Annotated in this window: 20 protein-coding genes and 1 pseudogene; 4 read left to right on the forward strand and 17 right to left on the reverse strand. The window is 42.4% G+C overall.

Annotated features, from left to right (window positions below; genetic code table 11):
- Window positions 1-73 precede the first annotated feature (73 nt).
- The 13 genes and pseudogenes from ubiB to Xhom_RS15810 form a co-directional block, all read right to left on the reverse strand.
- Complete coding sequence (gene ubiB, locus Xhom_RS15750; RefSeq protein ID WP_069318089.1) at window positions 74-1,711, reverse strand: ubiquinone biosynthesis regulatory protein kinase UbiB; 1,638 nt, start codon at window positions 1,709-1,711, stop codon at window positions 74-76.
- The gene (gene ubiJ / locus Xhom_RS15755; RefSeq protein WP_084023259.1) at window positions 1,701-2,396 is read right to left on the reverse strand and encodes a ubiquinone biosynthesis protein UbiJ; all 696 of its coding nucleotides are present in this window, start codon (window positions 2,394-2,396) and stop codon (window positions 1,701-1,703) included. Before ubiJ ends, ubiB begins: the two co-directional genes overlap by 11 nt.
- Window position 2,397: 1 nt before the next feature.
- Window positions 2,398-3,153: a bifunctional demethylmenaquinone methyltransferase/2-methoxy-6-polyprenyl-1,4-benzoquinol methylase UbiE gene (gene ubiE / locus Xhom_RS15760; RefSeq protein ID WP_069318088.1), complete on the reverse strand. Its 756-nt coding sequence runs from the start codon at window positions 3,151-3,153 to the stop codon at window positions 2,398-2,400.
- A gap of 74 nt (window positions 3,154-3,227) precedes the next feature.
- Window positions 3,228-4,583 carry a DNA recombination protein RmuC gene (rmuC, locus tag Xhom_RS15765; protein ID WP_084023257.1) on the reverse strand — a complete coding sequence of 452 codons (1,356 nt, stop codon included), beginning with the start codon at window positions 4,581-4,583 and terminating at the stop codon, window positions 3,228-3,230.
- Window positions 4,584-4,730: 147 nt separating this feature from the next.
- On the reverse strand, window positions 4,731-5,261 hold the full coding sequence (locus Xhom_RS15770) for a DedA family protein (RefSeq protein WP_069318087.1): 531 nt from the start codon (window positions 5,259-5,261) through the stop codon (window positions 4,731-4,733).
- 76 nt (window positions 5,262-5,337) lie between these two features.
- Complete coding sequence (locus Xhom_RS15775) at window positions 5,338-6,120, reverse strand: tyrosine-protein phosphatase (protein WP_069318086.1); 783 nt, start codon at window positions 6,118-6,120, stop codon at window positions 5,338-5,340.
- 128 nt (window positions 6,121-6,248) lie between these two features.
- Window positions 6,249-7,004: a uridine phosphorylase gene (gene udp / locus Xhom_RS15780; protein WP_069318085.1), complete on the reverse strand. Its 756-nt coding sequence runs from the start codon at window positions 7,002-7,004 to the stop codon at window positions 6,249-6,251.
- Between the two features lie 296 nt (window positions 7,005-7,300).
- Window positions 7,301-8,680: a GntP family permease gene (locus Xhom_RS15785; RefSeq protein WP_084023255.1), complete on the reverse strand. Its 1,380-nt coding sequence runs from the start codon at window positions 8,678-8,680 to the stop codon at window positions 7,301-7,303.
- Window positions 8,681-8,691: 11 nt separating this feature from the next.
- Window positions 8,692-9,645 (reverse strand): D-erythronate dehydrogenase, encoded by a 954-nt coding sequence (gene denD, locus Xhom_RS15790; RefSeq protein ID WP_069318084.1) that lies wholly within the window; start codon window positions 9,643-9,645, stop codon window positions 8,692-8,694.
- A 65-nt stretch (window positions 9,646-9,710) separates the two neighbouring features.
- Window positions 9,711-10,478, reverse strand: coding sequence for a DeoR/GlpR family DNA-binding transcription regulator (locus tag Xhom_RS15795; RefSeq protein ID WP_069318083.1), 768 nt, complete (start codon window positions 10,476-10,478; stop codon window positions 9,711-9,713).
- Between the two features lie 27 nt (window positions 10,479-10,505).
- A complete protein-coding gene (otnI, locus tag Xhom_RS15800) occupies window positions 10,506-11,285 on the reverse strand; it encodes a 2-oxo-tetronate isomerase (protein WP_069318082.1) in 780 nt (259 codons plus the stop codon).
- Between the two features lie 20 nt (window positions 11,286-11,305).
- Window positions 11,306-12,589 (reverse strand): 3-oxo-tetronate kinase, encoded by a 1,284-nt coding sequence (gene otnK, locus Xhom_RS15805; protein ID WP_069318081.1) that lies wholly within the window; start codon window positions 12,587-12,589, stop codon window positions 11,306-11,308.
- A gap of 185 nt (window positions 12,590-12,774) precedes the next feature.
- A pseudogene (locus Xhom_RS15810) lies at window positions 12,775-12,882 on the reverse strand (NAD(P)-binding domain-containing protein); the annotation flags it as partial.
- A 383-nt stretch (window positions 12,883-13,265) separates the two neighbouring features.
- Here Xhom_RS15810 and Xhom_RS15815 point away from each other — a divergent pair.
- Window positions 13,266-13,658 carry a YidB family protein gene (locus Xhom_RS15815; protein WP_069318080.1) on the forward strand — a complete coding sequence of 131 codons (393 nt, stop codon included), beginning with the start codon at window positions 13,266-13,268 and terminating at the stop codon, window positions 13,656-13,658.
- A gap of 47 nt (window positions 13,659-13,705) precedes the next feature.
- Here Xhom_RS15815 and metE read toward each other — a convergent pair whose 3' ends face one another.
- Window positions 13,706-15,985, reverse strand: coding sequence for a 5-methyltetrahydropteroyltriglutamate--homocysteine S-methyltransferase (gene metE / locus Xhom_RS15820; protein ID WP_069318079.1), 2,280 nt, complete (start codon window positions 15,983-15,985; stop codon window positions 13,706-13,708).
- 108 nt (window positions 15,986-16,093) lie between these two features.
- On the opposite strand from metE, the gene metR reads away from it, so the two are divergent.
- Entirely contained in the window at window positions 16,094-17,050 is a 957-nt protein-coding gene (gene metR, locus Xhom_RS15825; protein WP_071933900.1) for an HTH-type transcriptional regulator MetR, read from the forward strand.
- On the opposite strand, the gene Xhom_RS15830 is transcribed toward metR, so the two are convergent.
- The 3 genes from Xhom_RS15830 to Xhom_RS15840 form a co-directional block, all read right to left on the reverse strand.
- On the reverse strand, window positions 16,935-17,834 hold the full coding sequence (locus tag Xhom_RS15830; protein ID WP_069318078.1) for a carboxylate/amino acid/amine transporter: 900 nt from the start codon (window positions 17,832-17,834) through the stop codon (window positions 16,935-16,937). The two genes, metR and Xhom_RS15830, sit on opposite strands and share 116 nt — an antisense overlap.
- Window positions 17,835-17,856: 22 nt before the next feature.
- On the reverse strand, window positions 17,857-19,506 hold the full coding sequence (locus Xhom_RS15835; protein ID WP_069318077.1) for a Na+/H+ antiporter: 1,650 nt from the start codon (window positions 19,504-19,506) through the stop codon (window positions 17,857-17,859).
- Window positions 19,507-19,767: 261 nt separating this feature from the next.
- Window positions 19,768-21,114, reverse strand: coding sequence for an NCS2 family permease (locus tag Xhom_RS15840; protein WP_069318076.1), 1,347 nt, complete (start codon window positions 21,112-21,114; stop codon window positions 19,768-19,770).
- Window positions 21,115-22,360: 1,246 nt separating this feature from the next.
- On the opposite strand from Xhom_RS15840, the gene Xhom_RS15850 reads away from it, so the two are divergent.
- Window positions 22,361-23,623: a DUF1479 domain-containing protein gene (locus Xhom_RS15850; protein WP_069318075.1), complete on the forward strand. Its 1,263-nt coding sequence runs from the start codon at window positions 22,361-22,363 to the stop codon at window positions 23,621-23,623.
- Between the two features lie 167 nt (window positions 23,624-23,790).
- Window positions 23,791-24,759, forward strand: coding sequence for a glucokinase (glk, locus tag Xhom_RS15855; RefSeq protein WP_069318074.1), 969 nt, complete (start codon window positions 23,791-23,793; stop codon window positions 24,757-24,759).
- Window positions 24,760-24,950: the final 191 nt, after the last annotated feature.

Here is a 24,950-nt window from a genome sequence, read left to right on the forward strand (position 1 = left end):
AATATAGCAATTACGCCAAACAATTCAATAAAGCAATTCTTATTTACATTTAATCTTTATTGACTTTTAATCATCACTGACACTTGCTTAAGTTACACCAACCCAATACCCACGATACAATTCCGGCGCCCATCATTCCCCATGATAAATGTTTCTGCTCTATGACGAGAAGTAAACAGCCACAGATAAACAATGTTGCCCCCACTCCCAATAAGTAGAGTGACTTACGCTGTCTGATCTGCTGGTTTTTGAACTGCTGCGATATCTGATCAATGCTGGCCTGTAAACGACGGTGCTGTTGAAGTGTGCCATACACCAATTCAGGCAGTTCCGGCAATTTCTCCGCCCAATAAGGGGCCTTTTCTTTAAAGGCTCGTACAATCGCTGGTAGCCCAACCTGATCATGCAACCAATCTTCCAGAAACGGTTTTGCTGTTTTCCATAAGTCAAGTTGAGGATAAAGTTGACGCCCTAAACCTTCGACGTACAGTAACGTCTTTTGCAACAGAACCAACTGAGGTTGAACAGCCATATTAAAACGACGAGCTGTATTGAAAAGATTCAACAGAACATGCCCAAAGGAAATTTCTGCTAGTGGCTTTTCAAAAATCGGTTCACAAACGGTACGAATAGCAAACTCAAAATCTTCCACATTGGTATCGGCAGGAATCCAACCAGAGTCAACATGCAACTCAGCGACTCGGCGGTAATCGCGGTTGAAAAAAGCAATAAAATTTTCAGCCAAATAGCGTTTATCGTCTTTATTCAATGAGCCAACAATACCGTAATCGATACCAATATAGGTTGGATCTTCCGGCTTTTCATGACTCACAAAGATATTGCCGGGATGCATGTCCGCATGGAAAAAACTGTCACGGAATACTTGAGTGAAGAATACCTGAACACCACGCTCAGCCAACAGTTTCATATTGGTATTCTGAGCTTCCAAAGCTGCCACGTCAGACACAGGAATTCCATAAATGCGCTCCATAACCAATACGTCCTCCCGACAATAATCGGAATAAACTTCTGGTACATAAAGGATCGAACTATCTTCAAAATTCCGGCGCAATTGAATCGCATTTGCGGCTTCACGCAACAAATTTAGTTCATCAAGTAATGTCTTCTCGTATTCGCGCACAACCTCACGTGGACGAAGACGACGACCATCAGGTAACAAAGGCACGAAATTCGCTAAACGATACATTAAGCGTATATCAGCTTTGATAACAGGCAGAATATCAGGACGGATCACCTTCAGGACAACGGCTTTACCATTCTCTTTCAGACGGGCGGTATGTACCTGAGCAATGGATGCTGAAGCCAGTGGCTGTGGATCAAAATTCTCAAACCATGTTTCCAGTGGTCCCTCCAATGCGGTTTCAATCGATTTCCGCGCCACGGCACCATCAAAAGAAACAACCCGATCTTGCAGCATTGAAAGTTGATCAGCAACCGCTGTAGGAAACAAATCGCGACGGGTAGAGAGCATCTGGCCAAATTTAATCCAAACAGGCCCAAGTTCTTGCAGCGCCAAACGCAGACGTTCACCAAGTGGTTTATCTTTGTGTCGATTGCGTATCCAAAAGAGAAAATAACGCCCAAAACGCAACGGCCATGTCAGACGAATATTAGGGATCAATTCATCTAATCCATAGGAAAGAAAGACTCTGATGATAAAATAAAGTCTTTTGATTTCACTAGGTGTCATGTTTCTCCTCCAGCGCCGCCAACCGTTTTTCCATTTGAGCCATTTCATTGGCAACAACATCGACTTCTTCGCTGAAGTGAGCTACTTCCAGCGCGCTGGGAGTCATTCTCCACTCTTCCGTCAATGATTCGATGAAGTAAGTTTTCTTTTTTGCAATAGTATTGCTGGCAAATTTAATGCCTTTCTTCATCACTTGACTAACACCTTCTGCCACAATATCACCGAGATAAGGGGAAAGGTAATGAGCAAGATCCCACTCCAACATATCCAACAAGGCTGACCATTGCTGAATAACCTGCATATCCCCCTCAATGACAATTTCACCGCTGTTAATCAACGTTGAAAGACACTGACGATCCCGTAATTTGAGTAATGCGGGTATTGTCGTTTTCATTGAGCAGTCCGCAGGTTCTGACCATTGACTCAAAACATCAACTTGCTTTTCACTGAATATCAGTACCAGCGGTGTTTCTATTTCTTTTAATTTAATGGACAGTATTTTTCCCGCTAGCCTTAAACGGGCTGGCTTCAACATCGCTTCACGATACAAAAGGTGATTAAGCGTTGTTTCCAGAAAAGCAGTTATTACTGGAAACAGCACCTTGTAATTCAATTCTGTGTAATTCAATTCCGTAGAATTTAACACTACAGAATTCACGTTATGGCTTGATGAGGGTGTTTCCATTTCAGAATTTGAACCCTTTATGCAGTGCAACGATCCCCCCGGTCATATTGGTATAAGAAACTTGGTCAAAGCCAGCTTCTTCCATCATACCTTTTAAGGTTTCCTGATCAGGGTGCATACGGATAGATTCGGTTAGGTAACGGTAACTCTCCGCATCCTTAACAACCATCTGCCCAATTCGAGGTAAAATATGGAATGAATAAGCATCATAAACCTTGCTCAATGGAGCCAATACAGGTTTAGAGAATTCCAGCACCAATAAGCGTCCCCCCGGCTTAAGCACCCGACACATGGAACGCAGCGCTTTTTCTTTATCCGTGACATTACGTAAACCGAAAGAAATAGTGATGCAGTCAAAATGGTTGTCAGGGAAAGGCAGTTCTTCAGCATTAGCCTGAACATAACTGACATTACCTACGATGCCGATATCACGTAATTTTTCACGTCCGACTTTCAGCATCGAATCATTGATATCCGCTAGGACTACCTGACCTTTTTCTCCCACAATACGTGAGAACTTAGCCGTCAGATCACCAGTTCCGCCGGCAAGATCAAGCACCTTATGACCACGGCGGACACCACTTGATTCAATAGTAAAACGCTTCCAGATACGATGAACACCAAATGACATCAAATCATTCATCAGGTCATATTTTGAGGCTACAGAATGAAACACCTCTGCGACCATATCTTTTTTTTCTTCTTTGGCTACGGTGCGAAAACCAAAATCAGTGGTTTCTTTCGATTGATCTGCCATGTGACTTGTCCGTTTTTTATTCAAAAAATTTATAACAAGTGTACCAGCCTTTCCGACAAAACCCTATCCAGACTTCACTCATTAACCTGTAGCGATTGGCAAGATTTATCAATCAATTCTGGATCAATAGGGCGTTTCACATCTACACCTAAATTGCGAAATCCTTCGGCCTGACTGATCAGGTTGCCTCGCCCATCCACCAGCTTTTTCATGGCTAAATCGTAACTTGCCTGTGCTTTGTTGAGGCTTTGCCCCAATCCTTGCATATCATCCACAAACAGCCGCATTTTGTCGTACATCTTTGCTGCTTTATCGGCAATTAACCGGGCATTTTGGCTTTGATATTCATAACGCCAAAGGTTATTGATAGTACGTACAGCAACCAGCAATGTGGATGGACTGACCAACATAATATTATGTTTCAAGGCTTCATCAAGTAACTCAGGAGCCTGATTAAGTGCCACTAAATAAGCGGGTTCCACTGGGATAAACATCAAAACATAATCCAGTGACAGCATACCAGGTAATTGCTGGTAATCTTTCCGCCCCAGACCACGTATATGCCCTTTTACCGAGTTAATATGCTCTTGTAATGCCTGTGCTTGTTGCTCTTCGTCATTACTGTTGAAATAACGTTCATAAGCAACCAAAGACATTTTGGCATCAATAATTACATCTTTTCCCTGTGGTAAATGCACAATCACATCAGGCTGAAAACGCTCACTATTTTCAGCTTTAATATTGACCTGCGTATCAAACTCATAGCCTTCACGTAGGCCGGAAGCCTCCAGAACACGCGTTAATACCATCTCTCCCCAATTACCCTGCATTTTATTATCTCCTTTCAGGGCTTTAGTAAGATTAATTGCTTCTTTTGCCATCTGTACATTAAGTTGCTGAAGATTACGAATTTCATAGGTTAGAGTGTGGCGTTCACGAGCTTCTTGACCAAAACTGTCTTGTACCTGACGACGGAACCCTTCAAGTTGTTCACGAAATGGCATCAAAATATTATTGATATTTTGGCGACTATATTCGTCAGTACGAAGCCGATTTTGCTCAAAAATACGGTTGGCGAGATTTTCAAATTGGGTATTTAAGCGCTGTTCACTGTTAATCAGCAAACGTTGTTTTTCCTCAGCGGTCAGTCTGCTTTCTTCAAGCCGAGTGCTCAATTCTCGCAATTCGACTTCCTGCACACTATTAATTTCTCGCTGGGCCAATAATTCTTGGTTTAGTTGTTCACATTCAGTACGCCAATAGTGAGATTGTTCCAGTTTTTCATGGCTGACGGCCAATTGACTATGTAATTCACGCAGATCCTGCTCTTTTTGTTGGAGCCGCTGATGAATGGAAAGCCAAACGAAGAGCCCTCCGCCCAGCAATCCACTTAAACCACCAATCAGCATATATAACCACTGGATATCCACCTATACACCCTCGCTTACTTCATTGTCGCTGACTTTCATTCCGGTTAATTGTTCCGGTTCATGATGTCTCAATGTAAGTTAAATAGATGCTGTATAGATGTCCAGATTATTTAATGAGTTTCTTTCAGTTTGCAAAGCGGCTCGCAATTACCCCATCCATTCTGCTAACCAGTGCAGACCAAAAGCGCCCGGAGCCAAAATACCGAATGCCCAGAGCAATGCAGAAGCTAAGTTGGCGAGCTGAAAATAACGCTTCGGCATAGCGCAAATTCCAGCCACCAGCGGCACAACAGCCCTAAATGGGCCAAAAAATCGCCCAATGAAAACACCCCATACTCCCCAGCGTTCGAAGAATCGATGACCACGAACCAATGTTTGTGGATGACGAGAAAGCGGCCACATCTTGCCAACATTTTCTTTGTAGTGGGAACCAAACCAATAAGAGAACCAATCTCCAAAAAAAGCGCCAGCTGCTGCGGCTATCCATATTGGCCAGAAATTCAATCCACTTTCACCAATCAATGCTCCTAGCCCCAATAAAATTATCGTCGCTGGCAATAATAGAGATATAAATGCTAGAGATTCGCCAAATGCTAGCAGAAAAATAATGGGGATTGCCCAAGCTTCATGGGCTTTTACAAAGTCTGTGACCAATTCGATGATTTCATGCAGGTTCACATTAGTCTTTCCTGTGTTAATCAGTACGTATCATAGGTTAGCATCAGGGACATAAATCAATGCTAACCTAATATTTTTACTCAAGAAAATAATCTTGTAATTTTTCACGCGCGACAATATTGAGCCCGATATCTTTTTCCAGCCATATATCCACGCTACCGTAATGCTGGTTAATGCTATTTAGTGCAGTCAGTAAGAATTCTTCTCTGACGGAATAAACATAAGCAAATTGTTCAACCACTCTTTCATTCATCACTTTTGCGTGTTCATTCAACAAATAATCTCGGTACGGGGCCAACGTAATATTGGTCAATAAATAGTCTTCCATTACCATATCCAAATCAGCACCTAATGCCAGCAAAACCAGAGCAGAACCAACTCCCGTTCTGTCTTTACCGACCGCACAGTGTTGTACAATTCCACCTTTCTCTGGTTGCAGCAATAACGTAGCCAGAGTCTTATAAGCTGGGTTGTTTATGGGTAACAACTCGTATAGACGTGACATAAATACTTTTGCATCAAATTGCTCCAGTATTTCTTTATCTAACTTATCCAGATTGGCATCCACTTCTTTGGAAAGCGGGTTTGCTGGAGCATGATGATAATGCGCCCCGTGCCATATCTGATCTGGTTTATCTATTATTTCGCTATTATCACGGTAATCGATAATCTGGAATAGATTTTGGTCGACCAAAAAAGATTGATCATTTTCTGTCAATCTGTCCAATGATCCGGAACGAAATAGCAACCCTGATTTGATCTTAGCCCCATTATTAAGTGTTTTATTACCTAAATCACGAAAGTTAATGCCGCCATTCAAAGGAAGTAGTGAAGGATGAGATAGTAATGTTGTGGTCATAGTCACTCTTGTTGTGATTGAAATATTATTAGCACAAAACGTTATGACATTATCAGATTTTAGAATGAAAGGAAGGAAAGATCGTGTAAACAATAGAGCCAGAATACTCTGGCTCTTGGTGGAAGTTGTTATAGCAGTCGGCGGGCAGCTTCAACAACAATTCCTAACGCGTTGCTTTCTGTTTTCTTCAGCAGCTCAGTATCTGGAATTTCCTGTTGAGTACGGTTAACAATTACACCAGCTACCATGCCAGCACGCAATCCTTGGCTTGCACACATAGTCAACAAGGTTGCTGATTCCATCTCAAAGTTCATGACACCCATTTCCTGCCACTCTTTCATAGAGCCTTGGAAGCGACGAACAACACGACCTGAGTATGTATCGTAGCGTTCCTGGCCCGGATAAAAAGTATCGGAAGAGGCTGTCACACCGACGTGAGTAACAGAACCGGATGCCTTCGCTGCTGCATGCAATGCATTCGTACACTCAAAATCAGCCACTGCCGGGAACTCCATTGGCGCAAAATGCAAGCTGGCACCATCCAAACGAACGGCGGCTGTCGTAACCAGTATATCCCCTACATTAATATGAGGTTGGATCGCACCCGTCGTTCCAATACGCAAGAAGGTACGAATTCCCAATTGCGCCAGCTCTTCTACCGCAATCGACGTTGAGGGGCCACCAATACCTGTAGAGCTGACAATAACGGCTTTTCCATCAATTTCTGCGCGCCATGTTGTAAATTCGCGATGGGAAGCCAGATGTACTGGGTTATTCATCAATCTCGCGATTTTCTCAACACGGTTAGGATCGCCAGGAACGATCGCCAGAGTTGCGCCTTGCAGGTCGCTTTTGGTGATACCTAAATGAAATACATCAGACATATCAAACTCCTCAACGGACGTGATTCAAAAATAAAAAAATGAATACCTAAGTTTAATAAATACTCTGACATTTTTTAGTGATTAAAATCACTCTTAATTAACCTAAAAAAGAAACACATACATATAAATGTGATTTAAATCACAATAAAAAAGGGAAAGAATGTTGTGAGTATATAGCTGAAATGGAAACAATATTCGAAGGGTACTCACAAAGCCCACAAACAAAAAGCTCCCTTTACTACACTATTACTATGCCTTTACTACACAGTGAGTACTACAGAGCGCAATTGCATCACTTATATGATAAGGTTAAGAAGCAATATACCGCACAGCCCAATCGCCCAAGCGATTGTTGTAGGTATTGACCAGACAATAATTTGTTGCCTCGCGTCTTTTATCCCCATCATCCGGTTAACCACCCAGAAAAAACAATCGTTGAAATAACTGAAAAACAGTGTTCCCATCACCGCAGCCTGAGCTGCGACTAACATATTAATATCGGGTATATGCTTGATAACAGGAGCCGAAATTGAGGCTGCGGTAATCATTGCCACAGTGCCAGAACCTTGGATTATGCGTATTAGCGTTGCGATGGTAAATGGGATCAAGACAGGTGTTATTGGCAAGCTAGCAACATATTCCGCCAATATCGTCCCTGTCGAACTTTCGTTTAATACGGCGCCTAATGCTCCACCAGCCCCTGATACCAACAAAATAATGCCCACCGTTTGTAAGCCTGTCTCCAAATGTTCAATCACCTCATGTTTACTGACTTTTGGCATAAGTGTATAAACTGCCAACAAAACGCTGATTGCCAGTGCGATAATGGGTGAGCCAAGGAAATTAATGGCCTGAAAATAGAAATAATGTTCCTTTCCGGCAAATGCATCAGTTTTCAATATCAATCCACTAATGACATTAACGAAAATCAGAACAATAGGCACAACAATTGGCAGAAGAGAAAGAAACAGGCTCGGTAACGATTTATTAGATTTTTCTTCCATATAATGCTGATGAATTTGCTGCAAATTTTCTTGTGTCTCAGCAAATTGATATTCAGGATATTTAGTTCCCAACCATTTCGCATAATAGGTAATACCAACAACGCATGGAATAGCCAGTATCATACCTACCAGCATCATTTTGCCTACACTTACCCCAAATATTCCGGCCACACCGAGCGGCCCTGGAGTTGGCGGAACAATATGGTGAGTGACGACCAACCCTCCTGCCAATGCGACTCCCAGCGTCAATACATTTCGTTTGCCTTTCTTTGCTAATGCTCTCACCAGCGGATAAAGGATCACGAAAGCCGAATTAACAAATATAGGGATACTGACAATATAACCGGTGATCGCCAACGCCCATTCTTCGCGCTTTTTACCTAACCATGTAATCAAACTATAGGCGATCCGCTCAGTGGCACCAGAAACCTCCAATATCCTCCCCATCATGCTTCCCAATCCAATCACAATGCCAATATTGCCTAATGTCGAACCAAAACCTTTGCTGATCACCTCAACAACATTGCTTATAGTTAAACCACCAGAGATCCCAGCGATTATTGCAGCAATTAACATAGCAATCAGTACGTGAACACGAGTACGCAATACCAAAAAAATCAGCGTAAATACCGCCACTCCCAATCCAATAATTGGAATGTAAAACTCCATCATAAAACCTCATTTCAATCTGTATTATCGGCGATAAATGCACGAATGGTATCGCTGAATGAGAAATCGGAAGTAAATCCCAAAGTAAGACTACGGCTGATATCAAAACTTCCCGGCCAACTTGACACTATTCGATTAATTCTTTCATCTAATTCAAAACGAATAAGATCCACTGCTTTTTGGCCAACCACCTCATTCAGTGCATCTATCATGCTCTGTACTGTAACGCTGATTCCCGGCAAGTTTACAATACGTGAAAGAGCAAATTTTTCTGCTGGTATCTGTGCTGCATGAATGAGATTACGCACGACTACCGCAGGGCTAGACAGCCACAATACAAGCTCACGAGAAACTGGGCAAACACTACGTTCTCCATGCAATGGTTCACGAATAATGCCACTTGCAAATGAAGAGACTGCCCTATTGGGTTTCCCGGGACGAACACTAATAGTCGGTAAGCGAAGGGCTCGTCCATCGACATATCCTTTGCGTGAATAATCGTTAATCATCAATTCACACATTGCTTTTTGAGTACCATATGAAGATTGAGGGTTAACTGCACAATATTCGGTCACTGTTTCCGGTAGTTCACCACCAAATACAGCCAAGGAACTGGTGAAAATAAACTTCAGTGATGATTTTTTGATACGGGCAGATTCCAATAAGCCACGAGTTACATCAAAATTGACACTCATTCCTATATCAAAATCTTGTTCAGCGTGGCTACTGACGATAGCTGCTAGATGAAATAAAACATCACTCTCTGCATCAATCAAATTTTCGATAGAATCTTTCTGTGTCAAATCCATTGCTAAACATTGGACTCTAGGATCGTTGATAGGAGAAGTTGGACATTGGATATCAGTTAGCATTAATTTATTAAAATTCAGTCCATGACTATTTTTAAGCAAAGCAAAAGCCAACTGCTGGCCTAAAAAGCCAGCACCACCAGTAATGATAATTTTCATCTAAAGTTCCCCTTTCATAGTCTCTTAGGACTATTTTGTAAGTAAGAATTTATTTTTTATGATTCTTATACATTAACAACATGTAGTTTCAGCCCTATTTCCTGTAACTGTTGTTGTTCTGATATCGGTAATTGTCCATCACACACGATGTCATTTAGATTTGAGAGTGGACAAACATGAAACATGCCATATTTGCCATACTTGCTACTATCAGAAATCAGTATTTTCCTGCGAGCAATAGCCAATAAGGTTTGTTTCACAAAAACTTTTTCCTCATGGGGAGTAGAAATACCATGTTCAATATCCCATGAGCTGCTACTAATAAATGCAATATCTACATTCAAGGTACGCAATACCATGGCTGCGGTATTTCCAACACAGGAATAATTACGTTTATCCACTTGTCCACCTGTGTGAAACAAATTCAGTTGTGGCTTATCCATCAAATGATGTGTAATCGAAAAATCATTCGTAACAACCGTCAAGTTGAAACGCTCTGCTAATACTTGGGCAATTTCAAACGTCGTGGTTCCTGCATCCAAATAAACCACCTGCCCATCTTTCACCAATGAGGCAGCATATTTGCCAAGTGCGCGCTTGTGTCTATGATTAATTAGTGCTTTTTCATTCCACGGTAATTCCTGCCGTAAAGCATCATTTAACTGAATACCTCCAATGATGCTAATCACTTTACCTTCATCTTCCAAAATACGAATGTCTCGCCTTACAGTCATATGAGAAACATTCAGCAATTCAACTAATGCGCCAATAGAAACTGTCCGATATTCATGTAAGTGGCGATAAATAAAATCTCTGCGTTCTGGGGGGCTCATTAGCATTCCTACTACATTACAGCACAATCATAATCGGGCTTTTCTTAACCACCCAAGTCCTTCTTCAGTGTGGCCTACCGGATAATATTCACATCCAAGCCACCCTTGATATCCCATTTCATTCAACTTTCTAAACAACCAAAAATAATTGACCTCACCACTATCTGGTTCATGACGTTCCGGTACTGAGGCAATTTGGATATGGCTGAATTTCCCCCACAATCGTTCTATAGTTCGCAATAAATCACCTTCCATAATCTGGCAATGGTAAAGATCCAATTGAATAAAAACATTTTTACGGGCAATAAATTCCAATAACAATTCAGCCTGTTTCTGTGTTGTCAGAAAATACTCGGGCATATCGCGAATATTAATCGGTTCAATTAATACATTAATATCATGTTCAACCATCACATCCGCTGCATACTGGATATTTTTGATATAGCACTCACGTTGTTGCTCTTGTGTAAACTTCCCATCCAATTTTCCAGCCATCGCATGAACTTGTTTACAATCTAATGCCAAGGCGTATTCCAGTGCCTGATGTACTCCTTCAGCAAACTCTTTCTCTCGTCCGGGTAAACAAGCCATTCCTCTGTCACCTGAATACCAATCTCCAGCGGGCATATTGAACAATACTTGAGTCAATTGATGTTTCTTCAACAATACGGCAAGCTTCCTCACTGACTCTTCATAAGGAAACAAGTATTCAACACCTTTGAAACCCGCGCTTGCAGCCCGAGCGAAACGTTCAGTAAACGGAGCATCGGTAAACATGACACTCAAATTTGCTGCAAACTTAGACATAAATAATTCTCATTATTACTTTAGGTAACGAATTTCTTTCGATATCCCTGTGCATATCGAAAAAAGTCCACCTCACCAAAATTACCTGATTTTAATGCTAGCCAACAATCACTCTGTGGGTCATATACCCACGGAACGCCTGGAGCAATAGATGCACCAATAGTGAATTGATGTATTTCTAAACTTTGCACAACCTGCGCGGAAGTTTCTCCGCCAGCCACAATAAAAGTATTAAATCCCTGTTGCTTCAGTTTCCTAACAATATCAGCAAAGATGTGTTCAACAGCCTTACTCACTTTTATCGCTCCATACTGCTGCTGAATCAAATTTAATAACTCAGGAGGCTGTGTAGCATACAACATCGGTGCCAAATCATTCGTGGATTGTTGCATGACCCACTCTGTCAACTGACTGGAATATTCGGAGTTGTTGAGACATTCCTCCACATTTAATGCCTTAGCAGGAGCTACTTTTTTATACTCAATAACTTGTTTATTTGTCATAGTGGAGCAACTTCCCGAGAGAATAACAGTCCTTCGACCTCTGGCTGGTGGAGTATTTACCATTATCGAGTCTACGGGAGTTTGTCCTGTATGGTGGCTGGCAAGTGCGGCTCCGAGACCTGATCCCCCCGTAACCAGAACCATGTCTGATGCAGCTTGAGCAATCAGTAATAAATCCTCCATGCTCATGGCATCGACTACCGCATAACGAATGCCACTCTGGCGCAATGACTCCAATTGATGGCAAATAGCCGATGTTCCTTGGCGGACATCGTTAAGATTGACTAAACCCGCCAATCCTTTTGATTGCTGCTCGATCAATCTCAGTAAATTGGCATCTTTCATTGGAGTAACAGGATGGTACTGCATGCCACTTTCGTTCAATAATTGTCCATTAACAAATAGGTGCCCATGTACCACTGTCCTTCCGTTAATGGGGAGGGCGGGACAAATCAGACTGATATCAACTTGGAGTTCATCCATCAAAGCATCTATAACAGGACCAATATTGCCTTCCGATGTGGAATCAAAGGTTGAACAATATTTGAAAAACAGTTGTTGGCAACCAGTCTTATGTCGTAACCATAGACAGGACTTCAAAGAAGTTTCAATCGCTTCATCAACAGGGCAAGAACGACTCTTCAAACTGATCACAACAACATCTACATCATATGGAATGGGAGTATTGTCATCGGGTATCCCCAATAATTGGATAACCCGCCAGCCGTTTTGTACCATAAAACTGGCAATATCTGTTGCTCCGGTGAAATCATCAGCAATCACTCCCAATTTAATGGTCATTACTTTCCCTGGTAAAATTATTAACCCTAGACAATTACAGGAATTCTACTTTCATATAGAAAACCGGATTGAGCTGTTCAAGCGATTCAGGGAACTCAGAAGCCATAATGGTTAATTGCCCTTATATAGCCTCCAAGATTCCCCTATTGCTTCTACCAGCTTGAGTTTTTGAAAGAATTCAATTTTAAATCAAAACTATAAGTTGGAATACCTGCTCTTATTAAAGACTGTGCGATACCCATTCCCATCGCTCCCAGCCCTATAACCCCTATTTTTTGTATTGAATTATTCATGAGGTTCCCTGGTGTTGTATGACAATTTGTTACCTTTTTAATCTTCACATAGATAATTTCACAAAAAAACGATGGATATCACATTCAAGATTAATCTTTTGCAAGACAAAATTGAATCAACCATTTGAATTTAATAATTTTTTAAATATATCAGCAGGAGAAATTTTTCACACAACAGTGTGAATAACATAAACGAAACTACTTGATAGCTAAATACTCGAATCCTTAATCTGAGGTGCATTTGAAATATTGTGCTACTGTAATAATTAAATCTGTTATTCATCTTTATCTCATAATATTTCTACTGTTTTATTCCTGTAAACGTACCTAACTGAGTGCTTTATCTGATTAAGCCAATAAACACCAATAAGAGGAGAACGACGATGGGCTTTTTCGATCAAATCGCCAATATACTGAATGGCAGTAAAAATCAGCAATTCCAGCATATAATGGATTGGGTTGAAGGTCAGGGAGGAATAAACGGAGTCATTGAAAAATTTTCCCAGCAAGGGATGGATGGCACGATCCATTCGTGGATTGGTTCAGGAGAAAATTTACCTATTCATGCTGATCAACTTTCTTCTATCTTCGGTTCTTCAACTATCCAGCAATTAGCAGAAAAAATTGGAATAAATCCCGATGAAGCGTCTTCTTTGCTATCCAAACATTTACCGAATTTAATCGATAAGGTGACGCCAAACGGTGAAGTGCCAAAAAATCTGGATTTAAAATCGATTGGTATGAGCCTGCTAAAAGATAAGCTATCGGGTAAATAACCTGTTTCGCCCGCCACATTTCATCCACTGTGGCGGGCTTTGTAAGATTAATTATTCACTGAAGAACGCAGGTGTTTTGCAGCTTCTACCATGTTTGCCAATGCTTGTCTGGTTTCTATCCAACCTCGGGTTTTCAGACCGCAATCTGGGTTTACCCATAAGCGTTCAACGGGGATACGGTCAGCCGCTTTACGCAATAACGCTTCAATCCATTCAACACTTGGCACATTTGGTGAGTGAATATCATACACACCAGGCCCGATCTCATTCGGGTATGAAAAATCTTCGAATGAATCTAATAGCTCCATATCCGAACGAGAGGTTTCGATAGTGATCACATCCGCATCCAGTGCTGCAATGGACGGCATGATGTCATTGAACTCGCAATAACACATATGAGTATGGATTTGGGTATCATCTTCCGCAACTGCGGCACTCAACTTGAAGGCATCCACCGCCCACTCCAAATACGCCTGCCATTCTTCTCTGCGTAACGGTAATCCTTCACGCAGTGCAGGTTCATCAATCTGGATGATACCAATGCCTGCTTTCTGTAAATCATCAACTTCATCACGTAGGGCCAGCGCAATTTGTTTCGCGATGGTTTCACGGCTGACATCTTCTCTTGGGAATGACCAACAGAGGATCGTCACCGGCCCCGTTAACATGCCTTTTACGGGTTTATCCGTCAAAGATTGCGCATATGTCGCCCAATCTACAGTGATCGCTTCTGGGCGGCTAATATCACCAATGATGACGGGTGGCTTCACGCAACGGGAACCGTAACTTTGTACCCAACCATTTTGAGTGAATACATAACCGTCAAAGTACTCACCAAAATATTCCACCATGTCGTTACGCTCAGCTTCACCATGCACCAGCACATCCAATCCAAGACGTTCCTGTTCTTGAATTGCCTGTTTGATATGCTCGCTAATGTTGGTTCGGTAATAAGTACTATCCACTCGGCCTTTTTTGAAATCGAGTCGTAAACCACGAATTTCCGTTGTTTGCGGGAATGAACCGATGGTTGTTGTTGGCCACAATGGCAGTTTATAACGCTCACGCTGGAGTTTAGCCCGTTCAGGATAGGATTGATTACGCTCACTATCTTGTGGCTTGATCGCAGCAATGCGCTCAGCAACCGTCAGATTATTAACCCTCGTGGAACTACGGCGGGCACGAATTGGGGCACTATAAGCATCCAATTCAGCCTGCTTACTTCCTTCTTGCGGATTCAGTGCCTGTGACAGCAAAGACAGCTCCGCACATTTCTGCAATGCGAAAGCAAACCAGCTCTTCACTTCTTCATCCAATCCTGTTTCATCATTCAAATCAATCGGGCTATGCAACAATGAACAGGAGGTGCCGACCCAGATGTTTCTCTTACCGACCAAAGGTGCAACAAGTTGGTATTTTTCACTCAAATCGGCTCGCCAAACATTGCGACCATTGATGACACCCAATGAAAGCAGCCAATTTTCTGGCAATGATGAATGCAAATTCTCAAGAGGATCTTGTCCTGCTACTAAATCAACATGCAGCCCTTGTACTGGCAGCGATTTGATTGTTGTAAGATTATGGCCGATGCTATCGAAATAGGTCGTTAATAACAGTTTCGCCTGCCCTTCAAGTGCCTGATAAGCCACCGAGAACGCTGCAAGCCACTCTTCTGGAAGTTCAAGTACTAGCGCTGGCTCATCAATTTGTACCCATTCAATGCCACGTTTTGCCAATTCTGCCAACACTTGCTGGTATACCGGAAGGATGTCGGCTAATAAAGATAGGCGATCAAAAACTTTGCCTTTTACCTTACCAAGCCATAAATAGGTCACAGGCCCCAAAAGAACAGGTTTTACTTTATGTCCCAATGCCAGAGCTTCATCCACTTCATCCAACAATTGAGTCCAGCCCAGTTTAAATTCCTGTCCCTCCTGAAATTCAGGCACGATATAATGATAATTTGTGTTGAACCATTTGGTCATTTCAGAAGCTGCCGCTGGCGTACCGGTTGGTGCACGACCACGGGCAATACGGAATAGAGTATCTAGATCAATGTTGCCATCTTCATTTTGATGGCGAGGTGGAACGTTGCCCAGTAATAAGCTGGTGGTCAATACCTGATCATACCAAGCAAAATCTCCGACCGGGACTAAATCAACACCCGCTTCTTTTTGTTGTTGCCAGTGACGAGCACGTAATTCACGGCCTGTTTCCAGCAATTCCTGTTGAGAAATTTTGTCTGCCCAATAATTTTCTTGCGCCTTTTTCAGCTCTCTTTTCAAGCCGATACGTGGAAAACCCAATGTATGATTCAAAACTGTCATGTCGTCACCCGTGAAATTTTAGCCGTCTAGATGTTTACACATCTATAATCAACAGGTAGTGTATAAACCACAAGCGCAAATTATTCATAATCATCTTGAAGGTTTTTCATGATAGAAATAAAACATTTAAAAACACTACAGGCATTGAACCATTGCGGGTCGTTGGCAGCAGCAGCAAATTATCTATATCAAACACAATCCGCACTTTCTCATCAATTCAGTGAATTAGAACATCGTCTGGGGTTTAAGCTATTCATTCGCAAAAGCCAACCTTTGCAACTAACCCCTCAAGGAGAAGTGTTATTAAGGCTGGCGGAACAAGTATTACCGTTAATCACGGCTTCCCTGCATGAATGTAATGAACCAGAGCAGACAAACTTACGTATTGCTATTGAGTGTCATAGCTGCATTCAATGGCTAACGCCAGCACTCAGGCGTTTCCGCGAAAGTTGGCCACAAGTTAACGTGGATTTCAAATCAGGAGTGACGTTTGATCCTCAGCCTGCGCTGCAACAGCGGGAACTGGATATTGTTCTGACATCTGACATCATTGCGGATAGCAATCTGCATTATATTCCGCTGTTTGACTATGAAGTGAAGCTGGTGATTGCACCGGATCATCCATTGGCAAATAAGCGCAATATCCATCCACAAGATCTTGCCGCTGAAACCCTGCTGATTTACCCCGTCCAGAAGCACCGGTTTGATATCTGGAGACGTTTTCTTCAGCCTGCAGATGTCACTCCGACATTGAAAACAGTTGATAATACCCTTTTGTTGATCCAGATGGTGGCAGCGCGTCTGGGAATCGCGGCATTACCGCATTGGGCAGTAGAAACATTCGAAAAACAAGGTTTGGTAGTAACCAAAACGTTAGGGAAAGGATTATGGAGCAGATTGTATGCTGCCAGCCGGGAAGGAGAGCAGCATCAACCTGCCATTAATACGTTTATTCGTTCGGCGCGCCAGCACGCGGTGGATAACTTGCCGTTTGTGAAGCAGGTTTCAGTATCCAGAGACGATGAACCCAAAGGGACGCAACAATCAAACTGCCTCCAATGGTAAAACTCAGCCAATTAGGATGCTGCTGCCAAATTGCAAAATTGACCAACAACCCTGCCGGAACCAGCATATTATTCATTATCGCCAGTGTTCCGGCATCTACTTGAGTCGCACCATAGTTCCACATAAAATAGCCAATACCGGACGCCCCAACGCCTAACCAAATCAGGACTCCCCATTGTAACTGAGTTGTCGGTAATTTTTGTGGATCACCAAACATCAACCAACCGAGAATGGCGACAACACAAGCACCCAGATAGAACCATGAAAACGCCACTCGTTGTGGGATCGGATAGACTTCCATCAAACGCTTATAACCAACCTGACCAATAGCAAAGAAAATATTCGCCAGTTGTACTAACACCAAGCCAATCCAAAAAGATTCACTGAGTTGGTCATAACGAATAATCGCAGCCCCAACCACCGCCAACAAAGAGCTTAGCGCATATCCCCAACGCAATCGCCGACGTCCCATCAGATCATAAATCAATGTGACATAGAGCGGCGTCATAATGGTAAACAGCAAAAATTCAGCCACAGTCAGATAGTGATAAGCGTGAAATACAAACAAATACATCACACCAAGCTGACAAGCGCCGACGGCCATATACAGAGAAATAACTTTCAGCGATAACCCACGCCAACGCAAAAATGGCAAAAATACCATTGCAGCCAGAACTACCCTGACCAAAACAGAAAACCAGCTATCAACCTGACCGGCGAGATAAGCACCGATCAGGCTAAATGAAGCGGCCCATAAAAAAGTTGTGATCGTTAACAGCCACATAGTTTATTGATCTTTCCTACTTTTATTGGTCTTTTCCCACTAAAAGCGCTTCCAGCAAATCAAGATCATGCAACAGCGTTTGTAGTGTTTCATTACTAATTTTACGAGTTGCACGCAGATGATATAACTCACCTCGTTCAGCTCTTAATGCCGTCAAGCGGAAACGACGCTCCAACTCTTCAACCATAAGATTATGTTCGGTTTCATCCGTACCCGCTGTGCGACGCCGCAAGTAACCGGTAACTCGGGAAGCAATCTCACTAACGACCTCAGCATCCAGCTTTTCTTCAGTGCTGGCAGACAAACGCTCTTCCATCTTATTCATACTGACAATCGCTACTTCAGCCATTGCTGCTTTTGCCATTCTGATTTCATTCAAATCTGCTTGCTTATCCCCTACTTGCATGCCACGCAGCAGCAAAGGTAGCGCAATAACACCCACAAACAGGGAGAACAAAATCACTCCCGCAGCAATGAAAATCAACTGATAACGCGCAGGGAACGGATCACCATCAGGCAAGAACAGCGGCACAGACAGTGCACCTGCCAGTGTAATTGCCCCACGAACACCGGCAAACGAAGCCAGCCACAATTCACGGGTAGTATAAGAAGCAAGCTCCAGTGGTTTCTTCTTCATCATGATCTTGCTGATATTTTTCATCAGCCACAACCACACAAATCGCAGTAATACCAACGCAACGTAAATAACCCCAACGGCAGCGAATAGCATCCAGGTTTCAACATTCGGATCAAGATCTGCCTGAGCCACAGAAGTTTCCCAGATCCCCGGCAATTGCAGCCCCAGCATGATGAAAACAAGGCCATTGAAAACAAAGGCCAGCATTCCCCATACATTATCGGCACGCAGACGCATATCCAATGGTGCATTGCGGATCACTCCCGCCTTACTGATAGTCATACCCGCAGCAACCGCCGCTAAAATGCCGGATACACCGATATGTTCAGCAATCATGTAGGAGGCAAACGGCAACAACATCATGAACACGATTTGCGTTGCAGGATCATCCCCACTCCAACGGCTCATCAGACGCAGTGATTTACTGTACAACCATGTGATAGCAATACCTGACAACAACCCACCAATCGCAACTTTAAAAAATTCCACCGTTGCGCCAGTGACAGTAAAAACCATCGTTCCCATGGCAATCGCCACGGCGAATTTCAGAGCTACCAGACCCGAAGCATCATTCATCAATGCTTCCCCTTCCAGTATACTCATCATATTTTTAGGGATACGCCCTTTTCCAACAATCGATGATAATGCAACCGCATCGGTTGGTGATAACACCGCCGCCAGTGCAAAAGCAGCAATCAGTGGGACACTCGGCAGTAACCAGTAAATGAAGTAGCCAATACCGACAACTGTCACCAATACCAACACTAAAACGAGGACAAAGATTTCACGCCCATGCTGGAAAAACTCTCTGGTAGGTGTTTTCCAACCATCAACAAACAACAAGGGAGGGATAAGTAAAACGAGGAATAGTTCAGGATCGAAAGTAACGTGTAAACCAAAATGAGGCCAGGCCAGCAACGCTCCCATTGCTATTTGTACTATGGGCAAGGGGATACGGAAAGGAATCATTTTAGTAAGAACACCAGAAACTGACACCACCAAAATCAAGATCAAGATAGTAAAGAATATTTCCATGTTACCCTTACAAATTGCCAAAAATCCGTCGGTGAAAAGATTGTGACTTTTTTTTCCTGCCAATAACAGCGCTAATAACCATAAATATTAAAGTTATTAAAGAAAATCAAAAAACAATCACATTGTGAATCAATGACCAGCAAGCCATTTATCTATTTTATACTTTATCGGCAAGGGTATGCTGAAAAATTAACAGATTTTTACAGATATCTGATGGCGGAGGGAATGCGCAATCTTTAACCGATTGCGCATTTTTTTCAATCAAATAGCCCAATTTCCGGCATAAAACACAGCCAAGATAATGGCAAGAATAACTGTACCAATATTCAGTTTACGCCATTCACCAGAGAAAATACGTCCAACAACCAACACACTGAGACCCAACATAATGCCTGTCACTATGTTGCAAGTCAGTACAATAAACACCGCACACAACAAGCCAGACATAGCATCAACAAAATCATCAAAGTTCAGCTTCCGCACGTTACTCAGCATCAATAATCCAACATACATCAGAGCAGGAGCTGTAGCATAAGCAGGTACTAAATAAGACAATGGAGACAGAAACAGTATAAACAGGAACAAAACACCAACTACTGAAGCAGTTAAACCGGTTTTACCACCAGCAGCAGTGCCTGCCGCAGATTCAATATAAACGGAGGCTGGAGAAGAACCGATCACCCCAGCAAAAATGCTGCTGACAGAATCAGCAGTCAATGCCTTGCCCCCACTGATAATCTGCCCCCTCTTATCCAGCAGATTGGCCTGCCCTGCCACTGCACGAATCGTACCGGTCGCATCAAATATCGCTGTCATTATCAATGCCAAAAGACTGGGTAATACAGCAGGTTGTAAAGCCCCCATAATATCCATGCTGAACATTAGGGACAGACCATCGTCTCCCAGTGAGGGTAATTTAAAGAATCCTTGATATTTCACGGCTGGGTCGAAAATCAAGCCGATAATTGAAATAGCGATAATTACCAGCACAATACCACCGCGTATTTTCTTCCGTTCCAGACCGATAGTTGCGGCCAAACCCAATAACGTCATAATCACGGGAAATGCGCTCAATGAGCCGAAAGCAACGGGCAAACCTACGTGTGGATTCTTAATCACCAGTCCGACCCCGTTAGCAGCAATCAGCAACAAGAACAATCCAATACCAATACCCGCCCCATGTGCAATACCCATTGGTATATTGCGCAATATCCATGCCCGTACGCCTGTCACTGAAATCACCGTAAACAGGCATCCCATCAGAAAAACCGCACCAAGTGCCACGGGAACACTCACTTGCTGCCCCAAAACCAGGCTGAACGCTGTAAATGCAGCTAACGAAAGGGCGCTACCAATCGCCATTGGCAGATTAACCCACAGCCCCATCAATAATGACCCGAACCCTGTCACCAAACAGACAGAAATAAATACTGCAGTGTGAGGAAATCCGGCTTGTCCAAGCATCCCCGGCACCACAATAACGGAATAGACCATCGCCAAAAACGTCGTTAATCCAGCGAGCACTTCCTGACGTACTGTCGATCCACGTTCAGTAATCTTAAAATACTTATCGAGTTTGCATTGAGTTGGTGCCTGCATACCAGACATATTTTTCCCCTACTCTTGTATTGTTCGCGTTGAAAAATCTATTGCCATATCTCCCCCCACTTTACCTAACGAAAACGATTACATTTCAAGAAAACAAAAATCCATGCTGTACTTGTAGGTTCAGCCACTCGCTTGCGCAATCGTTTGGCTCTTGAGGCAAAAAAACGGTGAGAAAATTTGAAGCGGATGATTATCCAGTGAATCAGAGATGAGAATCAAGAGATAATCACAAATTTTTTGATGAGGCTTTGATTTGTTTGTATAATTGTAGTTTTTTATTTCCCTAATGTAAAATATGCATTTTATTTATGGAAAAAATAAATAGCAAAAATATTATCTAGTTTATCAATAGAATATTTAATATTGTATAAATTTACCTTTCAATAACATCCAACATATCTTTGATATAGGAAATTAAATAAAAAACCCGATTGAAACTTGATTTTTATTGATATTCTCAACCATATTAATCGAATGTTCTGCATTTCTCTAGTCTTCAAATACAGTAATAGAAAGCCAATGAAAATTATATTATATTGACATTTAAGGCATTACCATAAAAATCCAGAATATCAATTACCCTATAAACAGAATAAATCCTCTGAATAAAAAATAAAAACTTAAATTCCATTATTATAAATAAGGATCATCCTTTCATCCAGAACGGCTTGTTTTTTAACAAACTTTCCACCTCATTTACTTTGGCTGGAGATATTTTACCTCTCCCTATTTTTATAAAAATAGGAATAAAATAAAAACATGGCCTTCAATAAAGTATAGCATACTAACTTCAGTTGATATTTTTTTCGCAGTAACCATATTTTTTATCACTAACCCATTCCCAATGTTAATCACATTAATATTTATTAGTTACTCCTTTTAACTATTATTTAATTAATAAACAATGTGAAGAAACGCTATATTTATAATAATCGTTTAGTTTAAACTAAAAACATTATGTAATGTCCGTTTCTCTGTATCACAAGAAGAAATTATGTTAACTAAAAAACAAAACAATAGTCGCTTTTTACGATCATTAAATGGTTAATTAAGGCGAACTGGATGAGAACTAAAATACGCTCAAAAATGTCACTGAGGTCACTTATCAGGAGAAAAAAGCACTGATCGCCGCATCATTGACAATCATTTCATTGGCGATGCTATTGTTATTAAGTGTTGTACCTGAAAATAGCATTCTGCGTCGGATTAATCAGTAATTCTCCCTTCCTAAAAAAGAGGATCTGCCATGAAGACATCTTTTATCTCTACCACCTTTCCTGATGATTACCACCAAAATATCCGCCGGATGAAGCAAGCTATGCGCAACCAAATCGGGGATATCGAAAGCTTATTCACTCAAGTCTGTGACAAAATAGAAAAAGAGCTGGCCACAGCTCGCGAAGATGTAAAAAATACGGGCAGTGCCTGGCCTGAAATCCAATGGCGTGATCTAGTAGAAGACCGAATAACCGCAGAAACGATACAAAAAATTAAACGTCGTGGATGTTTGGTTGTCAGGCAAAATTTTCCCCGTGATACCGCAATAGCTTGGGATAAATCCATGCTTAATTACCTTAAGTTGAATAATTTTGATGGTATTTATCAAAGCGAGGGGGATAGCTATTTCGGCAACCTTGAAGCATCTCGTCCAGAAATTTATCCTATTTACTGGTCTCAGGCACAGATGCAGGCCCGACAGAGTGAAGAAATTGCGCAGGTGCAATCTTTTCTCAATCGCCTATGGAAATTTGAATCAACAGGAAAACGTTGGTTTGAGCCTGATATCAGTATTATTTACCCCGACCGCATTCGTCGCAGACCGCCGGGTACGACTTCCACAGGGCTTGGTGCGCATACTGATTCTGGAGCGTTAGAGCGTTGGCTGCATCCTGCTTATCAAAAAGTATTCCAAAATATTTTCAATAATCGCTTTGCCGAATACGATCCCTGGGATGCTGCGTATCGCCCTGATATCAATGAATACCAGTTGGATAACGTAACCCGATGCTCGGTTTTTCGCACATTTCAGGGTTGGACAGCGCTGTCAGATATGGCTCTAAATCAGGGGCTTCTGCATGTAGTCCCTATTCCAGAAGCGATGGCCTATCTGCTGTTACGACCTTTGCTCAATGATGTATCTGACGATGAACTTTGCGGAGTTACCCCCGGCAAGGCGTTACCCGCCTCCGAAAAATGGCACCCTCACCTCATGCATGGATTATGCAGTATTCCTCCACTACAAGCAGGAGATTCTGTCTGGTGGCACTGCGATCTTATTCACTCGGTTGCTCCAGTGGAAAATCAGCAAGGTTGGGGAAATGTGATGTATATCCCCGCTGCACCTCTGTGTGACAGAAATCTGGCTTATGCGCATAAAGTCGTGGAAGCACTTGAAAACGGCACATCTCCGGCAGATTTTCCCCGTGAAGACTATGAAAAGGAGTGGAGAAAACGCTTTACTCCTGCTGACTTAAACACCATCGGCCTGCGAGGTCTTGGGTTAAATTGAACCGATAGCCTTATATCGCCTCTCTTGTCGATATAAGGCATCGACACCAATATCGATACATTTTTATGCGGCCTTTGTGCCCGACCTTGTGTAAAATCCTCTCAATTCAAGTTGTAACCGGTTCATTAGGATATAGACCATTTCCGTAAGACTTAAGGAGAAACACCATGACAACTTATGCTCTGGTAGGCGATATCGGTGGTACAAATGCACGACTGGCATTATGTGATGTGGATACTGGGCAACTAAGCGCTGTCGAATTCTATCCTTGTGCATATTATGCATCGCTTGAAATTGTTATCCGCCAGTACCTGAAACAGCAGAACTGTGAAGTCAATTATGGCTGCATCGCCATTGCCTGTCCGGTAACGGATGATGTCATCAGCATGACCAATCACAGTTGGCGGTTTTCCGTCAGCCAAATGAAAGCGTCTCTTGGCTGGGAGCGTTTTGAAGTAATTAACGATTTTACCGCCGTCTCCCTCGCCATTCCGGTTCTGGGCGAAAATAATGTGATTCAGATTGGCGGTAAGCAACCTCAAGCTAAGCGCCCAATCGCGGTTTATGGTGCAGGTACAGGATTGGGAGTTGCGCATCTTATTCATACTGGAAATCAGTGGATAAGCCTGCCCGGTGAGGGCGGTCATGTGGATTTTGCACCAGACAATGCGGAAGAAGACCATATGCTAGGCGTATTAAGAGAAGAATATGGTCATGTCTCCGCTGAACGTATTCTTTCCGGGCCTGGGTTAGTGAATATTTATCGTTCGCTGACAAAACTAAATAATCAGCCCGTAGAAGAGCTTACCCCTCGCGATATCTCCGATCGCGCTCTGAGTGGAAACTGCCCTACCTGCAAGTGTGCGTTAGAGCTTTTCTGTACGGCACTGGGGCGTTTTGGCGGAAATTTGGCACTAACTATCGGTGCATTCGGCGGCGTCTATATCGCGGGTGGGATCGTCCCACGTTTCCTTGATTTCTTCCAAAAATCAGGGTTCCGACAAGGGTTTGAAAGCAAAGGCCGATTTACCAGTTATTTGCAAGATATTCCTGTGTATCTGATTACCCATGATAAACCGGGGTTATTGGGTGCTGGTTCTTATATTCGCCAATCGCTGGGTAAAACGATTGAGTAAGTAGGTTCGGTATCGTTTGTATTTGCTCATGCTATTTATTTATTTGATTTGTTGGTAACAGATTTAAGCGATATTTAGCATGGGTATCTTACTATTAACCCGGCGGAAAAATACATCGGCTATGCGGCATATTTAATAAACCGTGATTTGAAATAACTTTTTACGCGCTCGGGTCGTCGTTGTAATTGACG

It is taken from the genome of Xenorhabdus hominickii (assembly GCF_002632725.1).
GTDB classification, from domain to species: domain Bacteria; phylum Pseudomonadota; class Gammaproteobacteria; order Enterobacterales; family Enterobacteriaceae; genus Xenorhabdus; species Xenorhabdus hominickii.